The organism is Pseudomonas sp. IT-P176 (assembly GCF_949767245.1).
Lineage (GTDB): Bacteria > Pseudomonadota > Gammaproteobacteria > Pseudomonadales > Pseudomonadaceae > Aquipseudomonas.
This window is the reverse complement of sequence record NZ_CATKPN010000057.1, coordinates 123,927-145,505: the sequence shown is the minus strand read 5'-3', so window position 1 is coordinate 145,505 and position 21,579 is coordinate 123,927. Positions and strand designations below refer to the sequence as shown.

Genomic DNA, 21,579 nt, shown 5'->3' with positions numbered 1-21,579 from the left:
TTAGCGACTGGCCTTGTGGGCAGACGTTATAAATTCTTGGAATGCCGGAGGTTGATTCGGCGGCGTGTAGTTTTACTACAAATCTCCGGGCATTTCAGCCTTTCGAATGTATATACGAGTAGTAAAACTACAGAAGAACGGCTTGTGGCCTCCTGCTGTGTTGTGAGAATAATCGTTACTCTTGGTCTTTAGCCAACCAGAATAGGGTCGAGCGTGATGCTGGCTACCAAAAATATTGAGATTTCAGCTATTTCTAACCTTTGTTCGACAGTCCTTTGCGTAGTGCAATTGCTGGGTTCACTACAGACCGCCCTTTCTACGCCGATCAAGGATAGACCATGAGCCTGCCTTCGCTTGCCCAACTGCCCGCCATTCTCCAGCCGTTTGTCAGCCGTGCCGAGCAATCGTTGCGCGCGGCCGTGGCCGCCCTCGACGATGATCATGGCCTGTCCACCTGGACGCCCGAACGCTGGGCGCAATGGGCTCGCGTGACGGGCGCCAGCGACTTTGTCTCTGAACAATGTGTACGTGACCCCTTGATGTTGCTGGCGCTGGTGCAGTCCGGCGAGTTGGACCGCCCGTTCGCTGCGGGCGAGCTATGCGCGCAGATCGCAACGGCAGCGCAGGCAGCTACCACCGATGACGAACTGGCCCGGGCACTGCGCCGCCAGCGTAACCGTCACCAGGTGCGCATCATCTGGCGCGACCTGAACCGTCAGGCCGACTTGATCCAGACCTGCCGCGATCTCTCGGACATGGCCGATGCCAGCATCGACCAGGCCTATCAGTGGTTGTACCTGCGCCACTGCCAGCAGTTCGGCACGCCCACCGGGCGGCGCAGTGGCGAGCCGCAGCAGATGGTCATCCTCGGCATGGGCAAGCTCGGCGCGGTGGAACTCAACCTGTCCTCGGACATCGACCTGATCTTCGCCTACCCCGAAGGCGGCGAGACCGTCGGCGTCAAGCGTGCGCTGGATAACCAGGAGTTTTTCATTCGCCTGGGCCAGCGGCTGATCAAGGCGCTGGACCCGATGACCGTCGACGGTTTTGTATTTCGCGTCGACATGCGCCTGCGTCCGTACGGCTCGTCCGGCGCGCTGGTGCTCAGCTTCAATGCCCTGGAGCAGTACTATCAGGACCAGGGCCGTGACTGGGAACGCTACGCCATGATCAAGGCGCGGGTGGTGGCCGGCGACCAGGTTGCAGGGGCGCAATTGCTCGACCTGCTGCGCCCGTTCGTCTATCGGCGCTACCTGGATTTCTCGGCGATCGAAGCGCTGCGCACCATGAAGCAGTTGATCCAGCAGGAAGTGCGGCGCAAGGGCATGGCCGACAACATCAAGCTGGGCGCCGGAGGCATCCGTGAAGTGGAATTCATCGCCCAGGCCTTCCAGCTGATTCACGGCGGCCGCGACCTGAGCCTGCAGCAGCGTCCTCTATTAAAGGTGCTCAGCACGCTGGAAGGGCAGGGTTACCTGCCGCCGGCGGTGGTCGGCGAATTGCGCGAGGGTTATGAGTTTCTGCGTTACACCGAGCACGCGATCCAGGCGATTGCCGATCGGCAGACACAAATGCTCCCCGACAACGAGCAGGATCAGGCGCGCATCGCCTTTATGCTGGGTTTTGCCGACTGGCCAGCCTTCCATGCGCAGTTGATGTATTGGCGGGGTCGGGTCGACTGGCATTTCCGTCAAGTGATCGCCGATCCCGACGAAGAGGAGGGTGCGCAAAGCGAAGTGGTGGTCGGTGGTGAATGGTTGCCGCTGTGGGAAGACGCCCAGGACGAAGAAGCCGCGTGCCGTCAGTTGCAGGAGGGCGGTTTTGCCGATGCGCCGAAAGCCCTGAAGGCCTTGGCCGGCCTGCGAGGCAGTCCGCAGCTGCGGGCAATGCAGCGTCTGGGGCGCGAGCGTCTGGACGCCTTTATCCCGCGCTTGCTGGCCCAGGCCGTCGAGCACGCCAACCCGGACCTGGTGTTGGAGCGTGTGCTGCCATTGGTTGAAGCCGTGGCGCGGCGTTCGGCGTACCTGGTGTTGCTCACGGAAAACCCGGGTGCCCTGCGCCGTCTGCTGACGTTGTGCGCGGCCAGCCCGTGGATTGCCGAACAGATCACCCGCTTCCCGCTGCTGCTCGATGAGTTGCTCAACGAGGGGCGCCTGTTCAAGCCGCCCCTGGCGCCGGAACTGGCGGCGGAGCTGCGCGAGCGCCTGACGCGTATTCCCGAGGATGACCTGGAACAGCAGATGGAGGCCCTGCGGCACTTCAAGCTGGCGCACCGCCTGCGGGTCGCCGCCTCGGAAATCGCCGGTAGCCTGCCCTTGATGAAGGTCAGCGACTACCTGACCTGGCTGGCCGAGGCGATCCTCGAACAGGTCCTGGCCCTGGCCTGGCGCCAGACCGCCGCCAAGTACGGTTCGCCACAGCGCCCCGACGGCACCTTGTGCGACCCAGGTTTTGTGATTGTTGGCTACGGCAAGGTCGGCGGACTGGAACTTGGCCATGGTTCGGACCTGGACCTGGTGTTTATCCACGACGGTGACCCGCAGGCGGAAACCGACGGGCCCAAGCCGATCGATGGCGCGCAATTTTTCACCCGCCTGGGCCAGCGCATCATTCATTTGCTGACCACCCAGACCAACTCCGGGCAGCTCTACGAAGTCGATATGCGCCTGCGGCCTTCCGGCGCCTCGGGGCTGTTGGTCAGTTCGTTGGGAGCGTTTGAGCGCTACCAGGAGAATGAAGCCTGGACCTGGGAGCATCAGGCGCTGGTGCGCGCCCGTGTGCTGGTGGGCAGCCAGGATGTCGGCCAGGCGTTCGAGAAAGTCCGCGCCAAGGTGTTGGGGCGAGCCCGCGATTTGCCCAAGCTGCGCCAGGAAGTCAGCGAGATGCGCGCCAAGATGCGCGATAACCTGGGAACCAGGATTACCGGTGCCGGGACGGCGGCCAATGCCTTCGAAGCCACGGTGCTGTTCGACCTCAAGCAGGACGCCGGTGGTATCGTCGATATTGAATTTATGGTGCAATACGCGGCTTTGGCGTGGTCCCAGACGCATCCGCCGTTGCTGCGCTGGACAGACAACATCCGCATTCTGGAAGAGCTGGAGCACGAAGGCTTGATGCCTGCGGCCGATGCCAGCCTGATGCGTGAGGTCTACAAGGCCTACCGCGCCGCCGCTCACCGCCAGGCGTTGCAGAACGAGGCCGGGGTGGTGGCAGGCAACCAGTTTGTCGATGAGCGCCAACAGGTGTTGCGAATCTGGCGCGAGTTGGGGCTAAGCTGACACGGGGTAGTTCAAACACCTCATGCCCCTTGTGGGAGCTGTGATTGGTAGATCTGGAGCCACTCAAGCGACACTGCACGGGATGTGCACCAATACCCATGTGGGAGCGAGCCTGCTCGCGATAGCGGAGTGTGAGTCGACAGCAGTGTTGAAGGTAATCACCCCATCGCGAGCAAGCCCGCTCCCACAGTGTTTTTCGAAGCAGGGAGGCCAATGCCTCCCCTATTCGTTTGTGGATAACTATGAAAATTCTGATCGTTGGGCCCAGTTGGGTCGGTGACATGGTGATGGCGCAGACACTGTTCATGTGTCTGCAGCAGCGTCATCCACAGTGCGAAATCGACGTGCTGGCCCCGGAGTGGAGCCGGCCGATCCTTGAACGCATGCCCCAGGTGCGCCGGGCCTTGAGCTTTCCGCTCGGCCACGGCGCGCTGGAGCTGGCAACGCGCCGGCGGATCGGCAAGTCTCTGGCCGGCCAGTACGACCAGGCGATCCTGCTGCCGAACTCGTTGAAGTCGGCGCTGGTACCGTTTTTTGCCGGCATCGCCAAACGCACCGGCTGGCGTGGCGAGTTTCGCTACGGTCTGCTCAACGATGTGCGCACGCTGGATAAAGAGCGCTACCCGCTGATGATCGAGCGTTTCATGGCGCTGGCCTATGAGCCGGCAGCCGAACTGCCGACGCCTTATCCACGGCCCAGCCTGCAAATCGATCCTGTGACCCGCGAGGCGGCATTGGCCAAGTTCGGCCTGACCCTCGATCGCCCGGTGCTGGCGCTGTGTCCGGGGGCCGAGTTCGGCGAGGCCAAGCGCTGGCCTTCCGAGCATTACGCCAAGGTCGCCGAGGCGAAGATTCGCGAGGGTTGGCAGGTCTGGCTGTTCGGTTCGAAGAACGATCACGCGGTCGGCGAAGAGATCCGTTCCCGGTTGATTCCCGGGCTGCGGGAAGAGGCGATGAACCTCAGTGGCGACACGTCGCTGGCCGAGGCCATCGACTTGCTGTCCTGCGCCGACTCGGTGGTCTCCAACGACTCCGGGCTGATGCACGTGGCCGCGGCGCTGAATCGTCCGCTGGTGGCGGTCTACGGTTCGACTTCGCCGGGCTTTACCCCGCCGCTGGCCGAGCACGTCGAAATCGTGCGCCTGGGCATCGAATGCAGCCCGTGTTTTGACCGCGCCTGCCGCTTCGGCCATTACAACTGCCTGCGCCAGCTGATGCCGCAAGCGGTGAACGATGCCTTGCAGCGGTTGCAGGGCACTGTGGTCGAGGTTCGTTAAGTTGCGGGTACTGTTGATCAAGACCTCTTCGCTGGGCGATGTGATCCATGCGTTGCCCGCGCTGACCGACGCTGCGCGGGCGATCCCCGGCATCCAGTTCGACTGGGTGGTGGAAGAAGGCTTCGCCGAAATCCCCACCTGGCATCCGGCGGTGGGCAAGGTGATTCCCGTGGCGATCCGTCGCTGGCGCAAGAATCTCTGGCAGACCATCAAGAGCGGCGAGTTCAAGCGCTTCAAGCAAAACCTGCAGGCGACCAAGTACGACTTGGTGATCGATGCCCAGGGCCTGCTCAAAAGTGCCTTGCTGACCCGTTACGTGCGGGCACCGGTGGCTGGCCTGGACAAACACTCGGCCCGCGAGCCTCTGGCGGCGCGCTTCTACTCGCGGCGCCTGGCGGTGGCCCGTGGGCAACATGCGGTAGAGCGTTTGCGCCAGTTGTTCGCCGTGGCCCTGGGCTACGACTTACCCAAAGGCCTGGGCGACTACGGCCTGAACGTCGAGCGCCTGGTGGAGTTGCCGCGCAAGAATCCGTACGTGCTGTTCCTGCACGGCACCACCTGGGACACCAAGCACTGGCCGGAAGCCTATTGGCGCGAACTGGCCGAGCGCATGGGGCACCTGGGCATGGCGGTGAAGTTGCCGTGGGGTAATCCGGCCGAGAAGGCGCGCGCCGAGCGTATCGCCCAGGGCCTGCGCAACGCCGAGGTGTTGCCCAAGCTGAACCTGGCGGGCGTCGCCAAGGTGTTGGCCGGCGCGCAAGCCTGCGTGGCGGTGGATACCGGCCTCGGGCATCTGGCCGCGGCGCTGGACGTGCCGACGGTGTCGCTGTTCGGTCCGACCAACCCGGGCCTGACGGGCGCCTATGGTCGTAGCCAGGTGCACATGGCGAGTGATTTCCCCTGTGCGCCGTGCATGCAAAAGAAATGTACCTACCAACCGACGGCTGAAGACCAGCGTCGGTTTGATCTCAAGCGCGAGTGGCCACTGTGCTTCACTCGCCTGAACCCCGAGCGTGTCGCGAGCCGACTGAGCACGTTGTTAATGGCTGAGGAGCTGCGCTGATGCAATTGGCTTTTGTACTGTACAAATATTTCCCGTTTGGCGGCTTGCAGCGTGATTTCATGCGCATTGCCCTGGAATGTCAGCAGCGCGGACACCAGATCCGCGTTTACACGCTGATTTGGGAAGGCGACGTGCCGCCGGGTTTTGAAGTGCTGGTGGCGCCGGTGAAGGCGTTCTTCAACCATCGGCGCAATGAAAAACTCAGCGCCTGGATGGCCGAGGACCTGGCCAAGCGCCCGGTGGACCGCCTGATCGGTTTCAACAAGATGCCTGGCCTGGACGTCTACTACGCCGCCGACGGTTGCTTCGAGGACAAGGCGCAGAACCTGCGCAATTCGTTGTACCGCCGCTGGGGTCGCTACCGGCATTTCGCCGAGTATGAGCGCGCGGTGTTCGCCAAGGACGCGAAAACCGAAGTGCTGATGATCTCCGAAGTCCAGCAGCCACTTTTCATCAAGCATTACGACACCCCGCTGGAGCGCTTCCACTTGCTGCCGCCGGGCATTGCCCAGGACCGGCGCGCGCCGCCGAATGCCGGCGAAATTCGCGCGGACTTTCGCCGCGAGTTCTCCCTGGCCGACGACGAGTTGCTGCTGGTGCAGATTGGCTCCGGGTTTAAGACCAAGGGCGTTGACCGCAGTCTCAAGGCCCTGGCCGCGCTGCCGGCCGAATTGCGTAAACGCACGCGGCTGTTTGTAATTGGCCAGGATGACCCCAAAGTATTCCAGTTGCAGAGTGCCGCACTGGGCCTGGGCGATAATGTGCAGTTCCTCAAGGGCCGCAGTGATATCCCGCGGTTCCTGCTCGGTGCCGACCTGTTGATCCACCCGGCGTACAACGAAAACACCGGGACGGTACTGCTCGAAGCGCTGGTGGCCGGGTTGCCGGTGCTCGTCAGCGCGGTGTGCGGTTATGCCCATTACATCGCCGAGGCCGACTGCGGCCTGGTGCTGGACGAGCCCTTCGAGCAGGCGCAACTCACGCAGTACCTGACGACCATGTTGAGCGATGATGCCGCACGTGCGGCCTGGAGCCGTAATGGCCTGGCCTTCGCTGACACGGCCGACCTTTACAGCATGCCGCAGCACGCGGCGGATGTGATTCTGGCGGAGCAACACTGATGAAGTTGATTCTGGCCGAACCGTTCAAGAGCCTGTGGGCCGGACGCGATGCGTTCAGCGCCGTCGAAGGCCTGGAGGGCGAGGTTTACCGTGAACTCGAAGCGCGCCGCACCCTGCGCACCGAAGTCGCTGGCAACGGCTACTTCGTGAAGATTCACCGGGGTATCGGCTGGGGCGAGATCTTCAAGAACCTGCTCACGGCCAAGCTGCCGGTGCTCGGCGCTGGCCAGGAATGGCGGGCGATCCAGCGCTTGCACGAGGCCAGGGTGCCGACCATGACCGCCGTGGCCTATGGCGAAAAAGGCAGCAACCCCGCTGACCAGCATTCATTCATCATCACCGAAGAGCTGGCACCGACCGTCAGCCTCGAAGACTTCAGTATCGACTGGGCCCGGCAAGCGCCGGAGCCCCGGCTCAAGCGCGCGCTGATTGCCGAAGTGGCGCGCATGACCGGCATGATGCACCGCGCCGGGGTCAATCACCGCGACTGCTATATCTGCCATTTCCTGCTGCACACCGACAAGCCGGTCACGGCTGAGGACTTCAAGCTCTCGATCATCGACCTGCATCGGGCCCAGACCCGCCCGGCGATCACCCGGCGCTGGCGCAACAAGGACCTGGCCGCGCTGTACTTCTCGGCGCTGGACATCGGCCTGACTCGCCGCGACAAGCTGCGTTTCCTCAAGGGTTATTTCCTGCTGCCGTTGCGCCAGATCCTGCGTGAAGAAGCCTCGCTGCTGGCCTGGCTCGAGGGCAAGGCGAACAAACTGTACGAGCGCAAACAGCGCTATGGGGATGCGCTCTGATGACTGATTTTCTAGCCGCCGAGGACCGCGAGCGGTTCGAACGCCACGGGCTTGCCACGTTCGATGCGCTGTGGGCGCGGGAACTGGAAGCGGTGGACGAGCCCAACACCTCGGGCGGGGGCTGGAGCAGCGTGTTCCGCCTGGACCTGGACGGCCAGGGGTATTACCTCAAGCGCCAGAGCAACTACCTGACCCGGACCCTGCACCGGCCCTTCGGCGAACCGAGCTTTGCCCGGGAATTTCGCAACATCAGTCGTTACCGGCAGTTGGGGGTTCCGGCGCTGGAGGCGGTGTTCTTTGGCGAGCGCAAAGTCGCCGGCGAAGTCCGCGCGATCCTGCTGACGCGGGCGCTGGATGGCTGGAACGACCTGGATGCGCTGCTGCAACAATGGCCGCAGCTCAGCGCCGGGCAACAGGCGGCGATCCTGCGCGCCTGCGGCTTGTTGGCGCGGCGGCTGCACGGCGTGCGCCAGGTGCATGGCTGCTTTTATCCCAAGCACATCTTCTTGCAGGCCGATGGCGAAGGCTATCGGGCGCAACTGATTGACCTGGAGAAAACCCGCCCGCTGCTGTTTGGCCAGCGCGACCGGGTCAAGGATCTGGAGCCGTTGTTGCGCCGAGCGCCGGTCTGGAGCACCGAGAATGTGCGCAGCTTGCTGGCGGCGTACCTGGATCAACCCGCCGACAGTGCGCTGGTGGATGCCTGGCTGCAGCGCTTGTCCGCTCGACGCAGTCATAAGGGGACGCGTTGATGCGTTTGTCTGAACTGAAAAACGCCGGACGCACCCCACAACTGCCGTTGAGCCTGGAGTTGGCCGATGCCGCGGGCCCGGCGCAGTTGCAACTGCTCAGTCTGCTGCGGGTGCTGCCAGGCCAGCGCTATGTCGGGGCCGGGGTCTGGCGCGGGCGTCCGGTGCTGGCCAAGTTGCTGGTGGGCCGCAAGGCGGCGCGGCATTTCCAGCGTGAGCTGGACGGTGTGCGCCTGCTCGCGGCCCAAGGCCTGACCACCCCGTTGTTGCTGGCTGACGGCCTGAAAGAAGGCGAGGGCGGCTGGTTGCTGTTCGAACTGCTGGAGGGTGCGCACAGCCTGGGCGACGCCTGGCAACAGGTCGAAGCCCTGCCAGTGCTGGCGGATGAGCAAAGCGAAGTGCTGGCCGAGGCGCTGGCCGCCATTGGCCAGATGCACAGCAAGGGCCTGTGGCAATCGGACCTGCACCTGGACAATCTGCTGCGCCACGGTGGTCGGCTGTATTTGATCGACGGTGCCGGGATTCATGCCGAAACCGCGGGGCAGCCGTTGTCGCGGCAAAAGGTCCTGGAAAACCTCGGGGTGTTTTTTGCCCAGTTGCCCAAGACGCTGGAGCCGTTCACCGAAGAGTTGCTGGTGCATTACCTGCTGAGCAATGGCGAGCACGCGTTGCCGCTCGAAGCCTTGCAGAAGCAGGTACGCAAGATTCGTAGCTGGCGACTCAAGGATTACCTGATCAAGGTTGGCCGTGAGTGCTCGCTGTTCGCCGTGCAGCGCGGGGCCTTTGGGTTGCGTGCGATTCGCCGCGACGAAGAGGCCGCCATGTTGCCGGTGCTGGAGCAGGCCGATGCCTTGCTCGACCAGGGGCATCTGTACAAGACCGGCGGCGCGGCGAGTGTGGGCAAGGTTGAGGTGGGTGGTCGTACGCTGGTGGTCAAACGCTACAACATCAAGGGGTTTGCCCACTGGCTCAAGCGTTTCTGGCGTCCGAGCCGCGCCTGGCATTCCTGGCGCGAGGGCAATCGCCTGGCGTTCCTCGGCATCGCCACGCCCAAGCCGCTGGCGTTGCTGGAAAAACGGTTTTTCTGGCTGCGCAGCCGGGCCTACCTGATCACCGAGTATCTGCCGGGGCCGGACATCATTGAGCGTTTTGCGCCCTATGTGGAAAGTGGCGAGGCGCCTGAGGCTGAGTTGGTGGCGCTGGATCAACTGTTTGCCGAGTTGATCGCCGAGCGCATCAGTCATGGGGATTTCAAGGGGCATAACCTGTTCTGGGACCGGGATCGCTGGTCGTTGATTGACCTGGATTCGATGTGTCAGCACGCTTCACTCAGTAGTTTTGCGCCGGCTTATGCGCGGGATCGGGCGCGGTTCATGCGTAATTGGGGTGAGGGGTCGGCGTTGTATCGGGTGATTGATCAGCGGTTGCCCAAGCAGGTGGTGTGACTCTTTTTTTGGGGGTATATCCGTTGCTGCGGTGATGGCTGCTTAGGGTTCCGCCCAACGGCGGGTCACTTTTTTTTCAAGCGCCTAAAAAAAGTAACCAAAAAAACGCTTGCCCCAGGCGTACGGCCCCTCGCCTAGGCTCGGGGTACCTTCTCTACGGTATCCATCCGGGGGCATCGCCTCCGGTTTGCTTCGCTGCACCTCCTCTCGATGCATGCGGCTTCGCCGCACGGCGCTACGCGCCTCCCCCCGGATGGACACCTTCGCTCAGCCTGCCGATGGGGCGGGTGGATCAAGATCAAGAGCACGGCGACCTGACAGTCGGCCTGAGTGGTAAAAGCAGGCGAGGCGGCTAATGCCGATCAGTTAAGCGACGCCGACCATTGTGGGAGCGGGCTCGCCCGCGATGGCGATCTCCGCTACACCATAGATCCCGGCAATACCCCAACCCCCCCGTAGCAGCTGTCGAGCCCGCGAGGCTGCGTTCGAGGACGCAGTCCTCGCCGCCCGTCATCTTTACGCTATAATCTCGCCCTTTAGCTGTTTCTCGCCTTGGTGCGGGGACACATTATTTCCAGGCGCACGTCGCCTGCATGCAGACTAAAGAGGCTAGACCCCTGTGGCATTGACGATTCTTGGCCTGTCCGGCGCCCTTAGCCATGATCCTTCCGCAGCGCTGTACATCGACGGCAAGCTGGTCGCGGCTGCTGAAGAAGAGCGCTTCGTACGCGATAAACATGCAAAGAACCGCATGCCTTACGAATCGGCGAAGTTCTGCTTGGAACAGGCCGGTATCAAACCTTCAGACGTTGACGTAGTCGCGATCCCGTTCGCCCCGATCAGCCTGTTCGGCAAGGCCCGCTGGCAGTACGCCAAGCGTTACTGGTACGCCCCGGATCGCGCACTTGACGCGATCCTGATGGGCAACCGTCGCTACAAGCGCTATCGCAACAAGATCGTCTGGTGCCTGGAGCAACTGGGCTTCGATCCGAAGAAAATCAAGATCGAGCCGGTCGAGCACCACTTGGCCCACGCCTCCAGCGCTTATCACTGCTCCGGTTTCAAAGAGAAAACCGCGATCCTGGGTATCGACGGCAAGGGCGAGTACGCCACGACCTTCTTCGGTTACGGCGAAAACGGCAAGATCCACAAGATCAAGGAATTCTTCGATCCGGACTCCCTCGGCGGCCTGTATGGCGCGATCACCGAGTTTCTCGGCTTCGACATGCTCGACGGCGAGTTCAAGGTCATGGGCATGGCGCCGTACGGTGACGCCAGCAAATACGATTTCTCGCGCCTGGCTTCGTTCGAAAACGGTGAGTTGGTGATCAACACCGACTACGCCAACGTCATCGGCCTGCGTCGTTATAAAGAGAAGGGCAAGGGTTACTACTTCTCGCCGAAGCTGATCGAGTGGCTGGGTCCCAAGCGCGAAGGTGACATCGCCGACGAGCCTTACATCCACTACGCCGCCAGCATTCAAGCGCTGTTCGAAAAAATTTCGCTGCAGATGATCGACCACTACCTGGGCGATGTGCTCAAGGAAACCGGCAAGCTGGCGTACGCCGGTGGCTGTGCGTTGAACGTCAAGCTGAACCAGAAAATCATCGCCCGCGACGACGTCAAAGAGCTGTTTGTGCAGCCTGCATCCGGCGATGCCGGTACCGCAGTTGGCGCTGCTGCCTACGTGTCCCACGCCCGTGGCGTACCGGTCGAGAAGATGGAACACGTCTACCTCGGCCCCTCGTACAGCAACGAAGACGTGATCGCCGCGTGTGCCCGTCACCCGAGCAAGCCTGCTTGGCGCAAGCTTGAGAACATGCCGGAAAACATCGCCAAGATCATGGTCGATGGCAACCCGGTAGCCTGGTTCCAAGGGCGCATGGAGTTCGGTCCGCGTGCCCTTGGTGGTCGTTCGATCATCGGTTGCCCGAGCGCCGTTGGCGTGGCTGACCGGATCAACCACCAGATCAAGTTCCGCGAGCGCTGGAGGCCTTTCTGCCCGTCGATGCTCGACACCGTGGCGCCGCAGATGATCAAGATTGATCACCCGGCCCCCTTCATGACCTTCACCTTCGAAGTGGCTGAAGAGTGGAAGACCCGCGTGCCGGAAGTCGTCCATGAAGACGGCACCTCCCGTGCCCAGGTGCTCAAGCGTGAATACAACCCACGCTACTACGACATGATGAAAGCCCTGGAAGTGCTGACCGGCAACGGTGTGTCGCTCAATACCTCGCTCAACCGTCGTGGCGAACCGATGATCTGCTCGCCGACCGACGCGCTGAACATGTTCTTCGGTTCCGATCTACAGTATTTGATCATGGAAGACATTCTAGTGGTCAAAGACGGCGCGGACGCTTATGACACGCTCGGCTGAGCGCCATGTCCTGCAGTTCTGTCACGGCTATGACGGGCCGTTCCTGGACTGCGCCCGGCAGTACGCCAGCCTGTTTGCGGGCTCCGGTTATCGTGTGACCACGGTGTTCCTCACCGGGGTGGCCGATGCCGAAGTCGCAGCCGGCTGCGCGTCTGACGAAGTGCTGTTCATGGAATACAGCTCCAAGGCCATTCGTGGCCTGAAGCTGGGCGCGATTGCCGATCTGCGCAAGATCGCCCAGTCGCGCCAGTTCAGTTTCTGTATCGCCCACCGGTTCAAGCCGATCTACATCGCCTTGCTCGCCACGGCGCTGCCGGTGATTGGCGTGCACCACGCCTTTGGTGACTACCAGCGGCGTACGCGCAAGCTGTTTGCGCAGATTTTCCGCAAGCGTCTGAGCCTGCTCGGGGTCTCTGACGCGGTGCGCGACGACATGCGCCGCTGCCTGCCGAAATGGCCGGCAGCACGCATTCAAACGCTCTACAACCGTATCGATGTCGACGCCTTGCAGGCCAGCCAGCTGTCCTTCGCCCAGGCGCGGGAAGAGTTGGGCCTGTCGCCGGATGCCTGGGTGGTCGGCAACGTTGGCCGCCTGCACCCGGACAAGGACCAGGCCACGCTGCTCCACGGCTTTGCCCAGGCTTTGCCAGGCTTGCCGGTCGATAGCCAACTGGCGATTCTCGGCACCGGCCGCCTGGAGCAGGACCTCAAGGAACTGGCCCGCGAACTGGGGATCGGCGATCGCGTGTTGTTCCTCGGCCAAGTGCCTGAAGCGCGTCGCTACTTCCGCGCCTTTGATGTGTTTGCCTTGAGCTCCGACCATGAACCTTTTGGCATGGTGCTACTCGAAGCCATGGCGGCCGGCGTGCCGTTGTTGGCTACAGCGTGTGGCGGGGCCAAGGAAGTGGTCGAAGGCGTCGGTATCCTGTTTCCTCTGGGCGACGCCGAGCACCTGGCGCAAGGACTGCAACACCTGGCCCGGATGGACCAGCGGGAGCGCCAGTTGTGCGCCGAGCTGATGCTTGAGCGCCTGCGCCAGCAATTTTCCGATCGCGCGGTACGCGAGGCGTTCTGGCGTCTGCCGCCTGTCATTGATCTGACGACGAGGGCTTGATGCTCAACCGATTTCAAGGCTGGCGCGAACGCGGCTGGTCCGTTGTCGACGCGTCGACCTATAGCGACGCCTGGCAACGTTGGGGGGGCAGCGTCGCGACTCACCCGCTGGTGGTCGAGCGCCTGGCTGACCTGGCCGGTATTCCCGTACGTTACCTGGCCTGGGAGCAGGGCGGCGAGCTGCAGGCGGCGATCCCGACCTGGGGCCGCGACCTGGCCTTGTCCAAGGATGTGCTCAAGCGTCATGGCAAGAAAGGTCTGTTTGACCTCGGCAATGCCGAGTTGATTCTGCCGGCCGCCCCTGATGCCCAAGCCGTGCTGCGCCATCGTGCCCGCTACTTGTCGGCGCTCAATGAAGGTCGTTTCACCGGCCTCAGGCTGCAAGCCGAGCAATTGGCGATGGCACGCACACCCGAAGAACTGTCGAAGAAATTTCGCTACAACCAGCGCCGTGAACTGCGCTTGCTGGAAGAGGCGGGCGGCGTGGTGCGGCCGGTCAGCGAGTTTTCCAGCAGCGAACTGGCCGCTATCTACTGCGATCTGTTCCAGCGCCGCTGGGGTTTCCCAGCCACGGGTGCGGCGCGCATGAGCGAGGTGCTGGAGTTGCTGCGCGAGTTGTTGATCGGTTCGGTGATCTTCCTCAACGATGCGCCGATTGCGATCCAGCTGGTGTACCGGGTGCAAGCGCCGCAGTGGATCAGCGTCGAGTACATCAATGGCGGGGTCGACCCCGAGACCCGTGAGTTCAGCCCCGGTAGCGTGCTGAGCTTTCTCAACACACAAAGTGCCTGGGAGCAGGCGCGGGCAGTCGACAAGCCGTTGCGCTTTTCGTTTGGTCGCGCAGATCGTGAATACAAGGACCGTTGGTGCAATCCCGTGCCCGTCTTCACTGTATGAGCCAGCCCATGAGTCGCAAGCAGCAACTGCTCAAGCGTCATCGACGCAACAAACGCATCGGCCTGTTGATCACTCTGGTGCTGTTGGTCGGCATCGGCGTGCTGCTGGCCTGGTGGGTGCCGCTGGTGCTGGCGGTGCTGGCCTGGGTCGCCCACGAGGCCTGGTTCGCCGACCATTTGTTCTATTCGCCCAAGGACGATTACGTCTACAGCTTCCCGCCGTACACCCCGCAGCCCAAGGTTCGCCTGGACGGGGACCGGCTGTTGCTGGATGAGGGCGTGATCCTGGCGGACGACACCACGCTGGTCCTGGCCGTGCAGGTCAAGAGCACCTGGCTGGGGCGCTTTTTCGACCCGGTGGTCGAGCTGGCTGGCGGTGATCAGCCGGATCGGCAAGTCTTCGAACGCGGGGTCAGTGGCCTGCGTTACCTCAACCTCAGTGGCCAGGCGCAGGTTCTGTCTGCCGGTCAGTTGCGCTTGCGTGGGCATTTCTGCCGGCTGGCCGGGGAGCCGCTGCTGTGGTCGATCGAACAACCGGACTACCGCCAGCAGCGGGTCATGGTGATTGCGCCCCATGCCGATGATGCCGAACTCGCCGCATTCGGCCTGTACAGCCAGGCTGCCGAGACCTGGATCGTTACCCTGACGGCCGGTGAAATCGAAGCCGAACATTATCAGGCGATGGGCCTGGACAAGGTCCAGGCATCGCGGCTCAAGGGCCGTCTGCGCGCCTGGGACAGTATTACGGTGCCCCGTTGGGCCGGTGTGCCCGAGGCGCACTGCGTGCAGTTGGGGTATTTCTGCCTGCAGTTGCCTGCCATGCAGGCGGCACCGCAACAGCCGGTGGCCTCCCGCGAGGCCGAACTGGGCGATATCCGCGCCTTCCGCCGGTTCAACCCGTTTACCTTGCCGGGCGACCTCGACGGCCAGCCGACCTGGAACAATCTGCTGGCCGACCTGCGCGAAGTCCTGCTCAAGGCGCGCCCTGAGGTGATCGTGCTGCCCCACAGCTCGCTCGATCCCCACCCTGACCACATCTGTGCCCAGCAAGCGGTGCTGGAGGCGTTGCAGGGGCTTGAGTGGCAGCCCTCGGTACTGCTCGGCTACGCTAATCACCTGCACGACAACGATCGCTGGCCCATGGGCGACTCCGGTGCCGGGATTGCCTTGCCGCCGGTGTTCGACGGGTCGCAGGTGCTGCAGCCGTATTGCCTGAGCCTGTCGCTCGAACAGCAGCGGGACAAGGCCATGGCGCTGGGCATGATGCATGACCTGCAGCCCCGCGCACCGTTCAAGCGGCGCTTGCGCCGTGGCTTGCAGCGCTGGCTGGCAGGGCGTCGGGGTTCGCCCTATGGCGAAAACGAGTTTTTCCGCAAGGCAGTGCGTCGCCACGAGCTGTTCTGGCGTTTGTAATTATGTATTGCGGGACATCTTTCTACTGAGATCGTGGGTTAATCTCTGCACTTTTTTTGGGCTGGCTTGCACTGCAAGGAAAACGATGAAGGTTCTATTTCTGGTGCAGAAAGAACAGCGGGCGATTCTCGACCGCTTGTATGAAGGCGTGGCCGATCATTGTGAATGCGACCTGCGGTGGCTCAGCAGTGACGAACAGCGCAACCTGCGCCGCTACTTCCGTCGTGAAGTGGATGTGACGCGTTATGACCGCATCGTGTTTTTCCTGCGGTTCAAGCAGGAAATCCGCCAGGCGAGTTTTATCCGCACCATCCCCAACCTGGTGATCCTCGAACACGACGCCTACCAGAACTACATTCCTTGCAAATACACCGGCAAGTTCAGTGCGCACTACCGCCGCGTACCGTGGGCACGGGTCATCAGTTCCGGCTTCGTGGTTGCCGAGCGCTTGCGCCAGGAGGGCTTCGACGCGGTGTTCGTGCCCAAGGGCTATGACCAGAGCCTGTTGCAGGATCAGGGCCGGGAGCGTGATATCGAGCTGGCCTTCGTCGGCAGTACCAACAGCGTTGCCTACAGTGGGCGCAAGGCATTGCTCGACGAGTTGGCCAGTGTCGAACCGCTGGTGGTGACTCGCACCAAGTCCGGTGACGAGTATCGCGATACGCTCAACCGGATCCGCTTTTTCGTCAGTGCCGATGTCGGCATGGGCGAGTTCATGATCAAGAATTTCGAAGCCATGGCCTGCGGCTGCGTGCTCCTGGCCTTCGACCAGGGCGAGGCCGAGAGCCGTGCGCTGGGCCTGCAGGACATGCACAACATCGTGTTCTATCGTGACATTGCACAGTTGCAGGAAAAGCTTGCGCTGCTGCGTGCCGATCCTGGGCTGGCAGCCAGCATTGCCCGCAATGGCCGGGACCTGGCCGTCAGCCAGTTCAGTTTTGCGCGGGTCGGCCAGCGGATCGTCGAAGAGCTCCAGCCCCCGCTAAGACCGCGCGCGGCCTTGAGCCTGGTCGAACGAATTCGCCTGAAGTTGGGTATTTGACCGGGTATTCCAAGCGTTTGAGAGCATTTGAAACTATAACTGGCAATGACCAGGCACTGTTGGGGTCCAACAGTGCCTCAAGCCGATGTGGAAAAGGGTGCCCCGCTCGATGAGTATCCTCAATGTCATGTGGTCCGGTGGCTCAGCCTTTGCCTCCATCCACAAGGTTCATCGGCAGATTCTGAGCCAGGTGGATCCGATCATCACGGTCAATACCTGGCTGCTGTGCGGCGATAAGCAAGGCTGTGCCGCCGATATCGGGCAAACCCGGGAATGGCACTTGTCCTCCAGCCGGCTCAAGGGCAAACACGTCTGGAAACTGCTGCAGAGCAGGATGCGCGCGCACTTCCACCGCGCCCTCAAGGACACGGATACACAAGTGGTGTTGCTCGATGGCTTGGGCACTGCTCGCGCCTTGTTGCCGGTCCTGGAAAAACTGCCGTCGCTGCGTGCGGTGGTGCTGTTTCACGGGGAAACCCGGATCAGGGCCGCCGATCGTCAGTTGTTGGCGGGGTTCGATTCCTCCCGGTTGACCCTGGCGGCGGTTTCCCAAACTCTCGCTGAGTCATTGGCCAGCGCTCTGCATTTGCCGGTCGTCACGTTGCGCAGTGCGCTTGACCCTGTCGACTTTCGCTCCCGCCTGCTGTCTCGCGAACAGGCCCGAACCCGTCTGCACCTGCCCACCGATGACACTCCGGTGGTGGGCGCAGTGGGGCGTCTGGTGGGTAACAAGGGATTTGCCTGCTTGATTGAGGCGTTTGCCATGGCGCTGATCGAGCGTCCGCGCCTGCACCTGGTGATTGTCGGTGAAGGTCATGCACGCGCCGCCCTGCAGGAGCGGATCAACCAGCTCGGCCTGCAGGGGAATGTCTCGCTGCCTGGGCACCTGGACGATGTGGCAAGGCTGTACCGAGCATTCGACTGGGTGGCGATCCCGTCGCTGGAAGAAGGCCTGGGCCTGATTCTGCAGGAGGCGGTACTGGCCGGTGTGCCGGTATTGAGCAGCGAGCTTGCGGTGTTCCGCGAGCAGTTGGCAGAGGCGGGGTGGTACGCCGCGACAGAAGACACTCAAGCCTGGAGCGAGGCGCTGATCAAGACGTTCAGCGTCGCTCCCGAGCAGATTGCCCAGGCTCAATCGGCGGTACTGTGCCCGGACCGCGGGTGGCTGGAATTCAGCCAGGCAGCCCGGACCCTGTTGTCATGCCGGCAGTAGGGATTGCTCGAGAGTGTGCATTGGAAAGCTCTCGTTCAGCTTCTCGCGCTCAATATAGCGCGCGAAGTGTTGCAGGTTGCGCTTGACTAGATGCGGTGGCAGCGGCCCGCGGGTGAAGCGCATGTCGGCGACATCAATCAGGCCATACTGATTGTCGGGCGTCACCACGATGTTGCCCAGGTGCAGCGAGCGGAAGTAGACCCCAGCGCTGTGCAACTGGCGAATGAACAGGGTCAATGCGGGTAATGCCTGTTGCCAGTCGAAGCCTGCCTTGGCTGCAATCTGGCGCAAGGTTTCGCCAGGCAAGGGGCGGTAGAGGACTGCCGTCATGCCGGGCGTTTCCAGTTGATGGAATTTCAGCGTCTGCAGGGTCGGGATGCCGAGTTTTTCGAGCTGGGCGGCGTTCTCGATAAAGCGTTTCGAGTACGGGCGAAACAGGGCCGACGAGAGCAGTCGCTTGCGCCGGAACAGCTTGAGAATGTTGCCGTCCGGCAAAAGGAATACTTTCGGGCCGAAGCTGTCGGCTTCTAGTACTCTGGCGCCTTCAACCATTTGAGTTAAAGCGGCGTGTGGAAGCCGGAAGCATTGCATGTAGGAAGCCTTGTAGAAAAATGGGGCGTATGTGCGATCAATGATGCCGAAAAGTTGTTGTTTTAACCATGCCGTGTTGGCACTTGGATTTTTCAGCGGGAGCGGGTAGATGCAGGAAACGCGTTGGGCGCAGGTTTGGATGGCGACAGGTCTTCTATGGTTTTTGCTCGCTATCGCGTTCGCTCCAACCAACAAGATTTACCAGCAAGGGTTGGTCGCGTTTCTCTGGTTGCCGACCCTGTTTCTGGCCTGGTCGGCATGGGCTCGACTGGCTGAGTTGTGGCAAGCGCAGCGGGTGCTGTGCCTGGCGGTCCTGGCGCTGGGAGCCTGGGCGTTGCTGACCCTGCTCTGGACCCAGGATCCCGAACCTTCGCGCGGGGCCAAGCGCGCGCTGTACGTCATCGTCTTCCTGCTGTTTTTCCCGGTACTTGCCAATACCCGCCCCGAGCGGGTGATTCGCATCATGCAGTGGGGCGGCCTGGGGCTGGCCTTGACGGCGGTGCTGGCGGCCATCAAGTTCTACCTGGTCGACGATAACCTGTGGACCGCGCGCCTGGTTGGCCTGGGCCAGTTGGCTCATCCGATCCTGGGTGGTTATGTGCTGGGCCTGGCAGCTGTCTGGCTGGCGCACTGGATCCCGCAGGAGCGCTGGAAACAGGCGGTCTGGGTGGTGGCGCTGGCATTCCTGTGCGGGTTTGTCGTGCTGTCCCAGAGCCGGGGCGCGGCACTGGCGCTGTTGCTGACGTTCGTCAGCATGCCGATCTGGAGTCGCGACCGCCACAGCCGTCTGATCGCCGTCGGCGCACTGACGATGGCGATGTTCGCATTCTGGCTGCTGGAGCCTTTGGTGATGGCCCGGGGCGCCTCATTCCGCCCGCAAATCCTGATGGCCAGCCTGGACATGATTGCCCAGCACCCGTGGCGTGGCCTGGGCTTGGGTTCGGCCTACTCGGTGTTTACCGAAGGCCATGAGTTCGATCACGCCCACAACCTGTTTACCCATATCACCATCGAATTGGGGCTGCCCGGGCTGCTGCTCTGGTGTGTGGTCTGGTTTGCCGTGCTGCGCGAGGCGTGGCGGGCACGTGATACGGTGTACGGCCGTGGCATCATCGGGATCTGGATGTTCTCGTTCCTGGCCATGCAATTCGATGCGGCGAGCATCAGTGGTTCGCCGCGTGCCGAGTGGTTCATCAGTTGGTTGCCGGTGGGCCTGGCCAGCGTTTTGGTATGGACACAGGCCAAGTTCCAAGCCTGTGATAAAATTCCGCGTTCTACCTAAGAAGTGAGCTCTACGATGAGTGCAGCACCGCCCAATGCGGAACAGGATTCAAGCCTGAAAATCTATTTTCGACTGCTGGGGTATGTAAAACCCTACGTAGGCATTTTCCTGTTGAGTATCCTGGGCTTTGTGATATTTGCCTCCACTCAACCGATGCTGGCCGGGATTCTCAAGTACTTCGTCGATGGCTTGAGCAACCCCGAAGCCGTGCTCTTCCCCAATGTGCCGTTCCTCCAGGACCTGCAGTTGCTGGTGGCCGTGCCCCTGCTGATCATTCTGATCGCGGCGTGGCAGGGACTGGGTTCGTTCCTGAGTAACTACTACCTGGCCAAGGTTTCCCTGGGCCTGGTGCATGACCTGCGGGTGGAGCTGTTCAACAAGCTGCTGGTATTGCCTAACCGCTATTTTGATACCCATAACTCCGGGCATCTGATTTCCCGCATTACCTTCAACGTGACCATGGTCACCGGGGCGGCGACCGACGCCATCAAGGTGGTGATTCGTGAAGGCCTGACAGTGATTTTCCTGTTTGCCTACCTGTTGTGGATGAACTGGAAACTGACCCTGGTGATGCTGGCGATCCTGCCGATCATTTCCTTCATGGTCGGCAACACCAGCAAGAAATTCCGCAAGCAGAGCAAAAAAATCCAGGTGGCCATGGGGGACGTGACCCATGTCGCTTCCGAAACCATTCAAGGCTATCGCGTGGTCCGCAGCTTCGGTGGCGAAAGCTACGAAGAGCAGCGTTTTGCCCGGGCCAGCCAAAGCAATACTGACAAGCAGCTGCGCATGACCCGCACCAGCGCCATCTACACCCCGGCGCTGCAGTTGGTGATCTATACCGCCATGGCCTCGCTGATGTTCCTGGTGCTGTTCCTGCGCGGTGATGCCACCGCCGGTGATCTGGTGGCCTACATCACCGCTGCCGGTTTGTTGCCCAAGCCAATCCGCCAGCTGTCTGAAGTCAGCTCGACCATCCAGAAGGGTGTCGCCGGTGCTGAAAGCATCTTCGAGCAACTGGACGTCGAGCCGGAAGTCGACAGCGGCACAGTCGAGCGCGAGCGCATCAGCGGTCGCCTGGATGTGCACAACCTGAGCTTCACCTACCCGGGTACCGATCGGGAAGTATTGAAAAACATCAGCTTCAGCGCAGCCCCCGGGCAGATGATCGCGCTGGTGGGGCGTTCGGGCAGCGGCAAATCGACACTGGCTAGCCTGATTCCACGTTTCTACCATCACGAAAGCGGCAAGATCCTGCTCGATGAGGTCGAGATCGAAGACTATCGCCTGCGTAACCTGCGCAAGCACGTGTCCCAGGTCACTCAGCATGTGACCTTGTTCAACGATACGGTCGCCAACAACATTGCCTATGGCGACCTGGCCGGCGCGCCTCGCGAGGACATCGAGAAGGCCGCTGAAGACGCCTATGCCATGGACTTCATTTCCCAGTTGCCGCAGGGCCTGGACACTGAGGTCGGGGAAAACGGCGTGCTGCTGTCAGGTGGCCAGCGCCAGCGCCTGGCCATTGCCCGCGCCCTGTTGAAGAACGCGCCATTGCTGATCCTCGATGAGGCGACTTCCGCCCTCGATACCGAGTCCGAGCGCCATATTCAGGCAGCCCTGGATAAAGTCATGAAGGGCCGCACCACTCTGGTGATTGCCCACCGGTTGTCGACCATCGAGAAAGCCGACCTGATCCTGGTCATGGATCACGGCGAAATCGTTGAACGCGGTACCCACACCCAGTTGCTAGCCCAGGGCGGGTACTATTCGCGCCTGCACGCCATGGGTCTGGATGAGCCGACTCCGGCCGGTATTGCCTGATAACGACAGCGGGGTGAGCCTGGCTCACCCCTCTATTTGTCTGAATTGTTTAAAAAATAAACAATTTCACAGTCTGCATCACAGCCGAT

16 protein-coding genes are annotated in these 21,579 nt (G+C 61.9%); 15 read left to right on the top strand and 1 reads right to left on the bottom strand.

The window, feature by feature from the left end; translation table 11 throughout:
* Nucleotides 1-338 precede the first annotated feature (338 nt).
* The 13 genes from glnE to ACM6IP_RS17040 all read left to right on the top strand — a co-directional run bounded on the left by glnE (nt 339) and on the right by ACM6IP_RS17040 (nt 17,793).
* A complete protein-coding gene (glnE, locus tag ACM6IP_RS17100) occupies nt 339-3,278 on the top strand; it encodes a bifunctional [glutamate--ammonia ligase]-adenylyl-L-tyrosine phosphorylase/[glutamate--ammonia-ligase] adenylyltransferase (RefSeq protein ID WP_159993346.1) in 2,940 nt (979 codons plus the stop codon).
* Nucleotides 3,279-3,520: 242 nt separating this feature from the next.
* A complete protein-coding gene (gene waaF / locus ACM6IP_RS17095) occupies nt 3,521-4,555 on the top strand; it encodes a lipopolysaccharide heptosyltransferase II (RefSeq protein ID WP_414861928.1) in 1,035 nt (344 codons plus the stop codon).
* Between the two features lies 1 nt (nt 4,556).
* A complete protein-coding gene (waaC, locus tag ACM6IP_RS17090) occupies nt 4,557-5,618 on the top strand; it encodes a lipopolysaccharide heptosyltransferase I (protein ID WP_095167150.1) in 1,062 nt (353 codons plus the stop codon).
* Nucleotides 5,618-6,739: a glycosyltransferase family 4 protein gene (locus ACM6IP_RS17085; RefSeq protein WP_095167149.1), complete on the top strand. Its 1,122-nt coding sequence runs from the start codon at nt 5,618-5,620 to the stop codon at nt 6,737-6,739. Before waaC ends, ACM6IP_RS17085 begins: the two co-directional genes overlap by 1 nt.
* Complete coding sequence (gene rfaP, locus ACM6IP_RS17080) at nt 6,739-7,545, top strand: lipopolysaccharide core heptose(I) kinase RfaP (RefSeq protein ID WP_159993352.1); 807 nt, start codon at nt 6,739-6,741, stop codon at nt 7,543-7,545. Before ACM6IP_RS17085 ends, rfaP begins: the two co-directional genes overlap by 1 nt.
* Complete coding sequence (locus tag ACM6IP_RS17075) at nt 7,545-8,297, top strand: lipopolysaccharide kinase InaA family protein (RefSeq protein ID WP_095167147.1); 753 nt, start codon at nt 7,545-7,547, stop codon at nt 8,295-8,297. Before rfaP ends, ACM6IP_RS17075 begins: the two co-directional genes overlap by 1 nt.
* Nucleotides 8,297-9,739, top strand: a complete 1,443-nt coding sequence (locus tag ACM6IP_RS17070; protein ID WP_414861927.1) for a lipopolysaccharide kinase InaA family protein — start codon at nt 8,297-8,299, stop codon at nt 9,737-9,739. Before ACM6IP_RS17075 ends, ACM6IP_RS17070 begins: the two co-directional genes overlap by 1 nt.
* A gap of 619 nt (nt 9,740-10,358) precedes the next feature.
* Nucleotides 10,359-12,116, top strand: a complete 1,758-nt coding sequence (locus ACM6IP_RS17065) for a carbamoyltransferase (protein WP_095169632.1) — start codon at nt 10,359-10,361, stop codon at nt 12,114-12,116.
* Nucleotides 12,100-13,230 carry a glycosyltransferase gene (locus ACM6IP_RS17060; RefSeq protein ID WP_159993358.1) on the top strand — a complete coding sequence of 377 codons (1,131 nt, stop codon included), beginning with the start codon at nt 12,100-12,102 and terminating at the stop codon, nt 13,228-13,230. The genes ACM6IP_RS17065 and ACM6IP_RS17060 overlap by 17 nt, the downstream gene beginning before the upstream one ends.
* Nucleotides 13,230-14,126, top strand: a complete 897-nt coding sequence (locus ACM6IP_RS17055) for an antimicrobial resistance protein Mig-14 (protein WP_414861926.1) — start codon at nt 13,230-13,232, stop codon at nt 14,124-14,126. Before ACM6IP_RS17060 ends, ACM6IP_RS17055 begins: the two co-directional genes overlap by 1 nt.
* A gap of 8 nt (nt 14,127-14,134) precedes the next feature.
* Nucleotides 14,135-15,538 (top strand): PIG-L deacetylase family protein, encoded by a 1,404-nt coding sequence (locus tag ACM6IP_RS17050; protein WP_401129706.1) that lies wholly within the window; start codon nt 14,135-14,137, stop codon nt 15,536-15,538.
* Between the two features lie 85 nt (nt 15,539-15,623).
* Nucleotides 15,624-16,580, top strand: coding sequence for a glycosyltransferase (locus ACM6IP_RS17045; protein WP_414861925.1), 957 nt, complete (start codon nt 15,624-15,626; stop codon nt 16,578-16,580).
* 109 nt (nt 16,581-16,689) lie between these two features.
* Nucleotides 16,690-17,793: a glycosyltransferase gene (locus tag ACM6IP_RS17040; RefSeq protein WP_414861924.1), complete on the top strand. Its 1,104-nt coding sequence runs from the start codon at nt 16,690-16,692 to the stop codon at nt 17,791-17,793.
* On the opposite strand, the gene ACM6IP_RS17035 is transcribed toward ACM6IP_RS17040, so the two are convergent.
* Nucleotides 17,779-18,384 (bottom strand): toluene tolerance protein, encoded by a 606-nt coding sequence (locus tag ACM6IP_RS17035; protein ID WP_095169626.1) that lies wholly within the window; start codon nt 18,382-18,384, stop codon nt 17,779-17,781. The genes ACM6IP_RS17040 and ACM6IP_RS17035 overlap by 15 nt on opposite strands.
* Before the next feature lie 109 nt (nt 18,385-18,493).
* Between ACM6IP_RS17035 and ACM6IP_RS17030 the strand changes: the two genes are divergently transcribed.
* Nucleotides 18,494-19,666 carry an O-antigen ligase family protein gene (locus ACM6IP_RS17030; protein WP_414861923.1) on the top strand — a complete coding sequence of 391 codons (1,173 nt, stop codon included), beginning with the start codon at nt 18,494-18,496 and terminating at the stop codon, nt 19,664-19,666.
* A 15-nt stretch (nt 19,667-19,681) separates the two neighbouring features.
* Complete coding sequence (msbA, locus tag ACM6IP_RS17025) at nt 19,682-21,490, top strand: lipid A export permease/ATP-binding protein MsbA (protein ID WP_095169624.1); 1,809 nt, start codon at nt 19,682-19,684, stop codon at nt 21,488-21,490.
* The last annotated feature ends 89 nt before the right edge of the window (nt 21,491-21,579 follow it).

Bases quoted from the DNA above. Each gene is read 5' to 3' on its own strand.
- glnE (WP_159993346.1), top strand. From the start codon at position 339: ATGAGCCTGCCTTCGCTTGCCCAACTGCCCGCCATTCTCCAGCCGTTT.
- waaF (WP_414861928.1), top strand. From the start codon at position 3,521: ATGAAAATTCTGATCGTTGGGCCCAGTTGGGTCGGTGACATGGTGATG.
- ACM6IP_RS17085 (WP_095167149.1), top strand. From the start codon at position 5,618: ATGCAATTGGCTTTTGTACTGTACAAATATTTCCCGTTTGGCGGCTTG.
- rfaP (WP_159993352.1), top strand. From the start codon at position 6,739: ATGAAGTTGATTCTGGCCGAACCGTTCAAGAGCCTGTGGGCCGGACGC.
- ACM6IP_RS17075 (WP_095167147.1), top strand. From the start codon at position 7,545: ATGACTGATTTTCTAGCCGCCGAGGACCGCGAGCGGTTCGAACGCCAC.
- ACM6IP_RS17070 (WP_414861927.1), top strand. From the start codon at position 8,297: ATGCGTTTGTCTGAACTGAAAAACGCCGGACGCACCCCACAACTGCCG.
- ACM6IP_RS17060 (WP_159993358.1), top strand. From the start codon at position 12,100: ATGACACGCTCGGCTGAGCGCCATGTCCTGCAGTTCTGTCACGGCTAT.
- ACM6IP_RS17055 (WP_414861926.1), top strand. From the start codon at position 13,230: ATGCTCAACCGATTTCAAGGCTGGCGCGAACGCGGCTGGTCCGTTGTC.
- ACM6IP_RS17050 (WP_401129706.1), top strand. From the start codon at position 14,135: ATGAGTCGCAAGCAGCAACTGCTCAAGCGTCATCGACGCAACAAACGC.
- ACM6IP_RS17045 (WP_414861925.1), top strand. From the start codon at position 15,624: ATGAAGGTTCTATTTCTGGTGCAGAAAGAACAGCGGGCGATTCTCGAC.
- ACM6IP_RS17040 (WP_414861924.1), top strand. From the start codon at position 16,690: ATGAGTATCCTCAATGTCATGTGGTCCGGTGGCTCAGCCTTTGCCTCC.
- ACM6IP_RS17035 (WP_095169626.1), bottom strand. From the start codon at position 18,384: ATGCAATGCTTCCGGCTTCCACACGCCGCTTTAACTCAAATGGTTGAA.
- ACM6IP_RS17030 (WP_414861923.1), top strand. From the start codon at position 18,494: ATGCAGGAAACGCGTTGGGCGCAGGTTTGGATGGCGACAGGTCTTCTA.
- msbA (WP_095169624.1), top strand. From the start codon at position 19,682: ATGAGTGCAGCACCGCCCAATGCGGAACAGGATTCAAGCCTGAAAATC.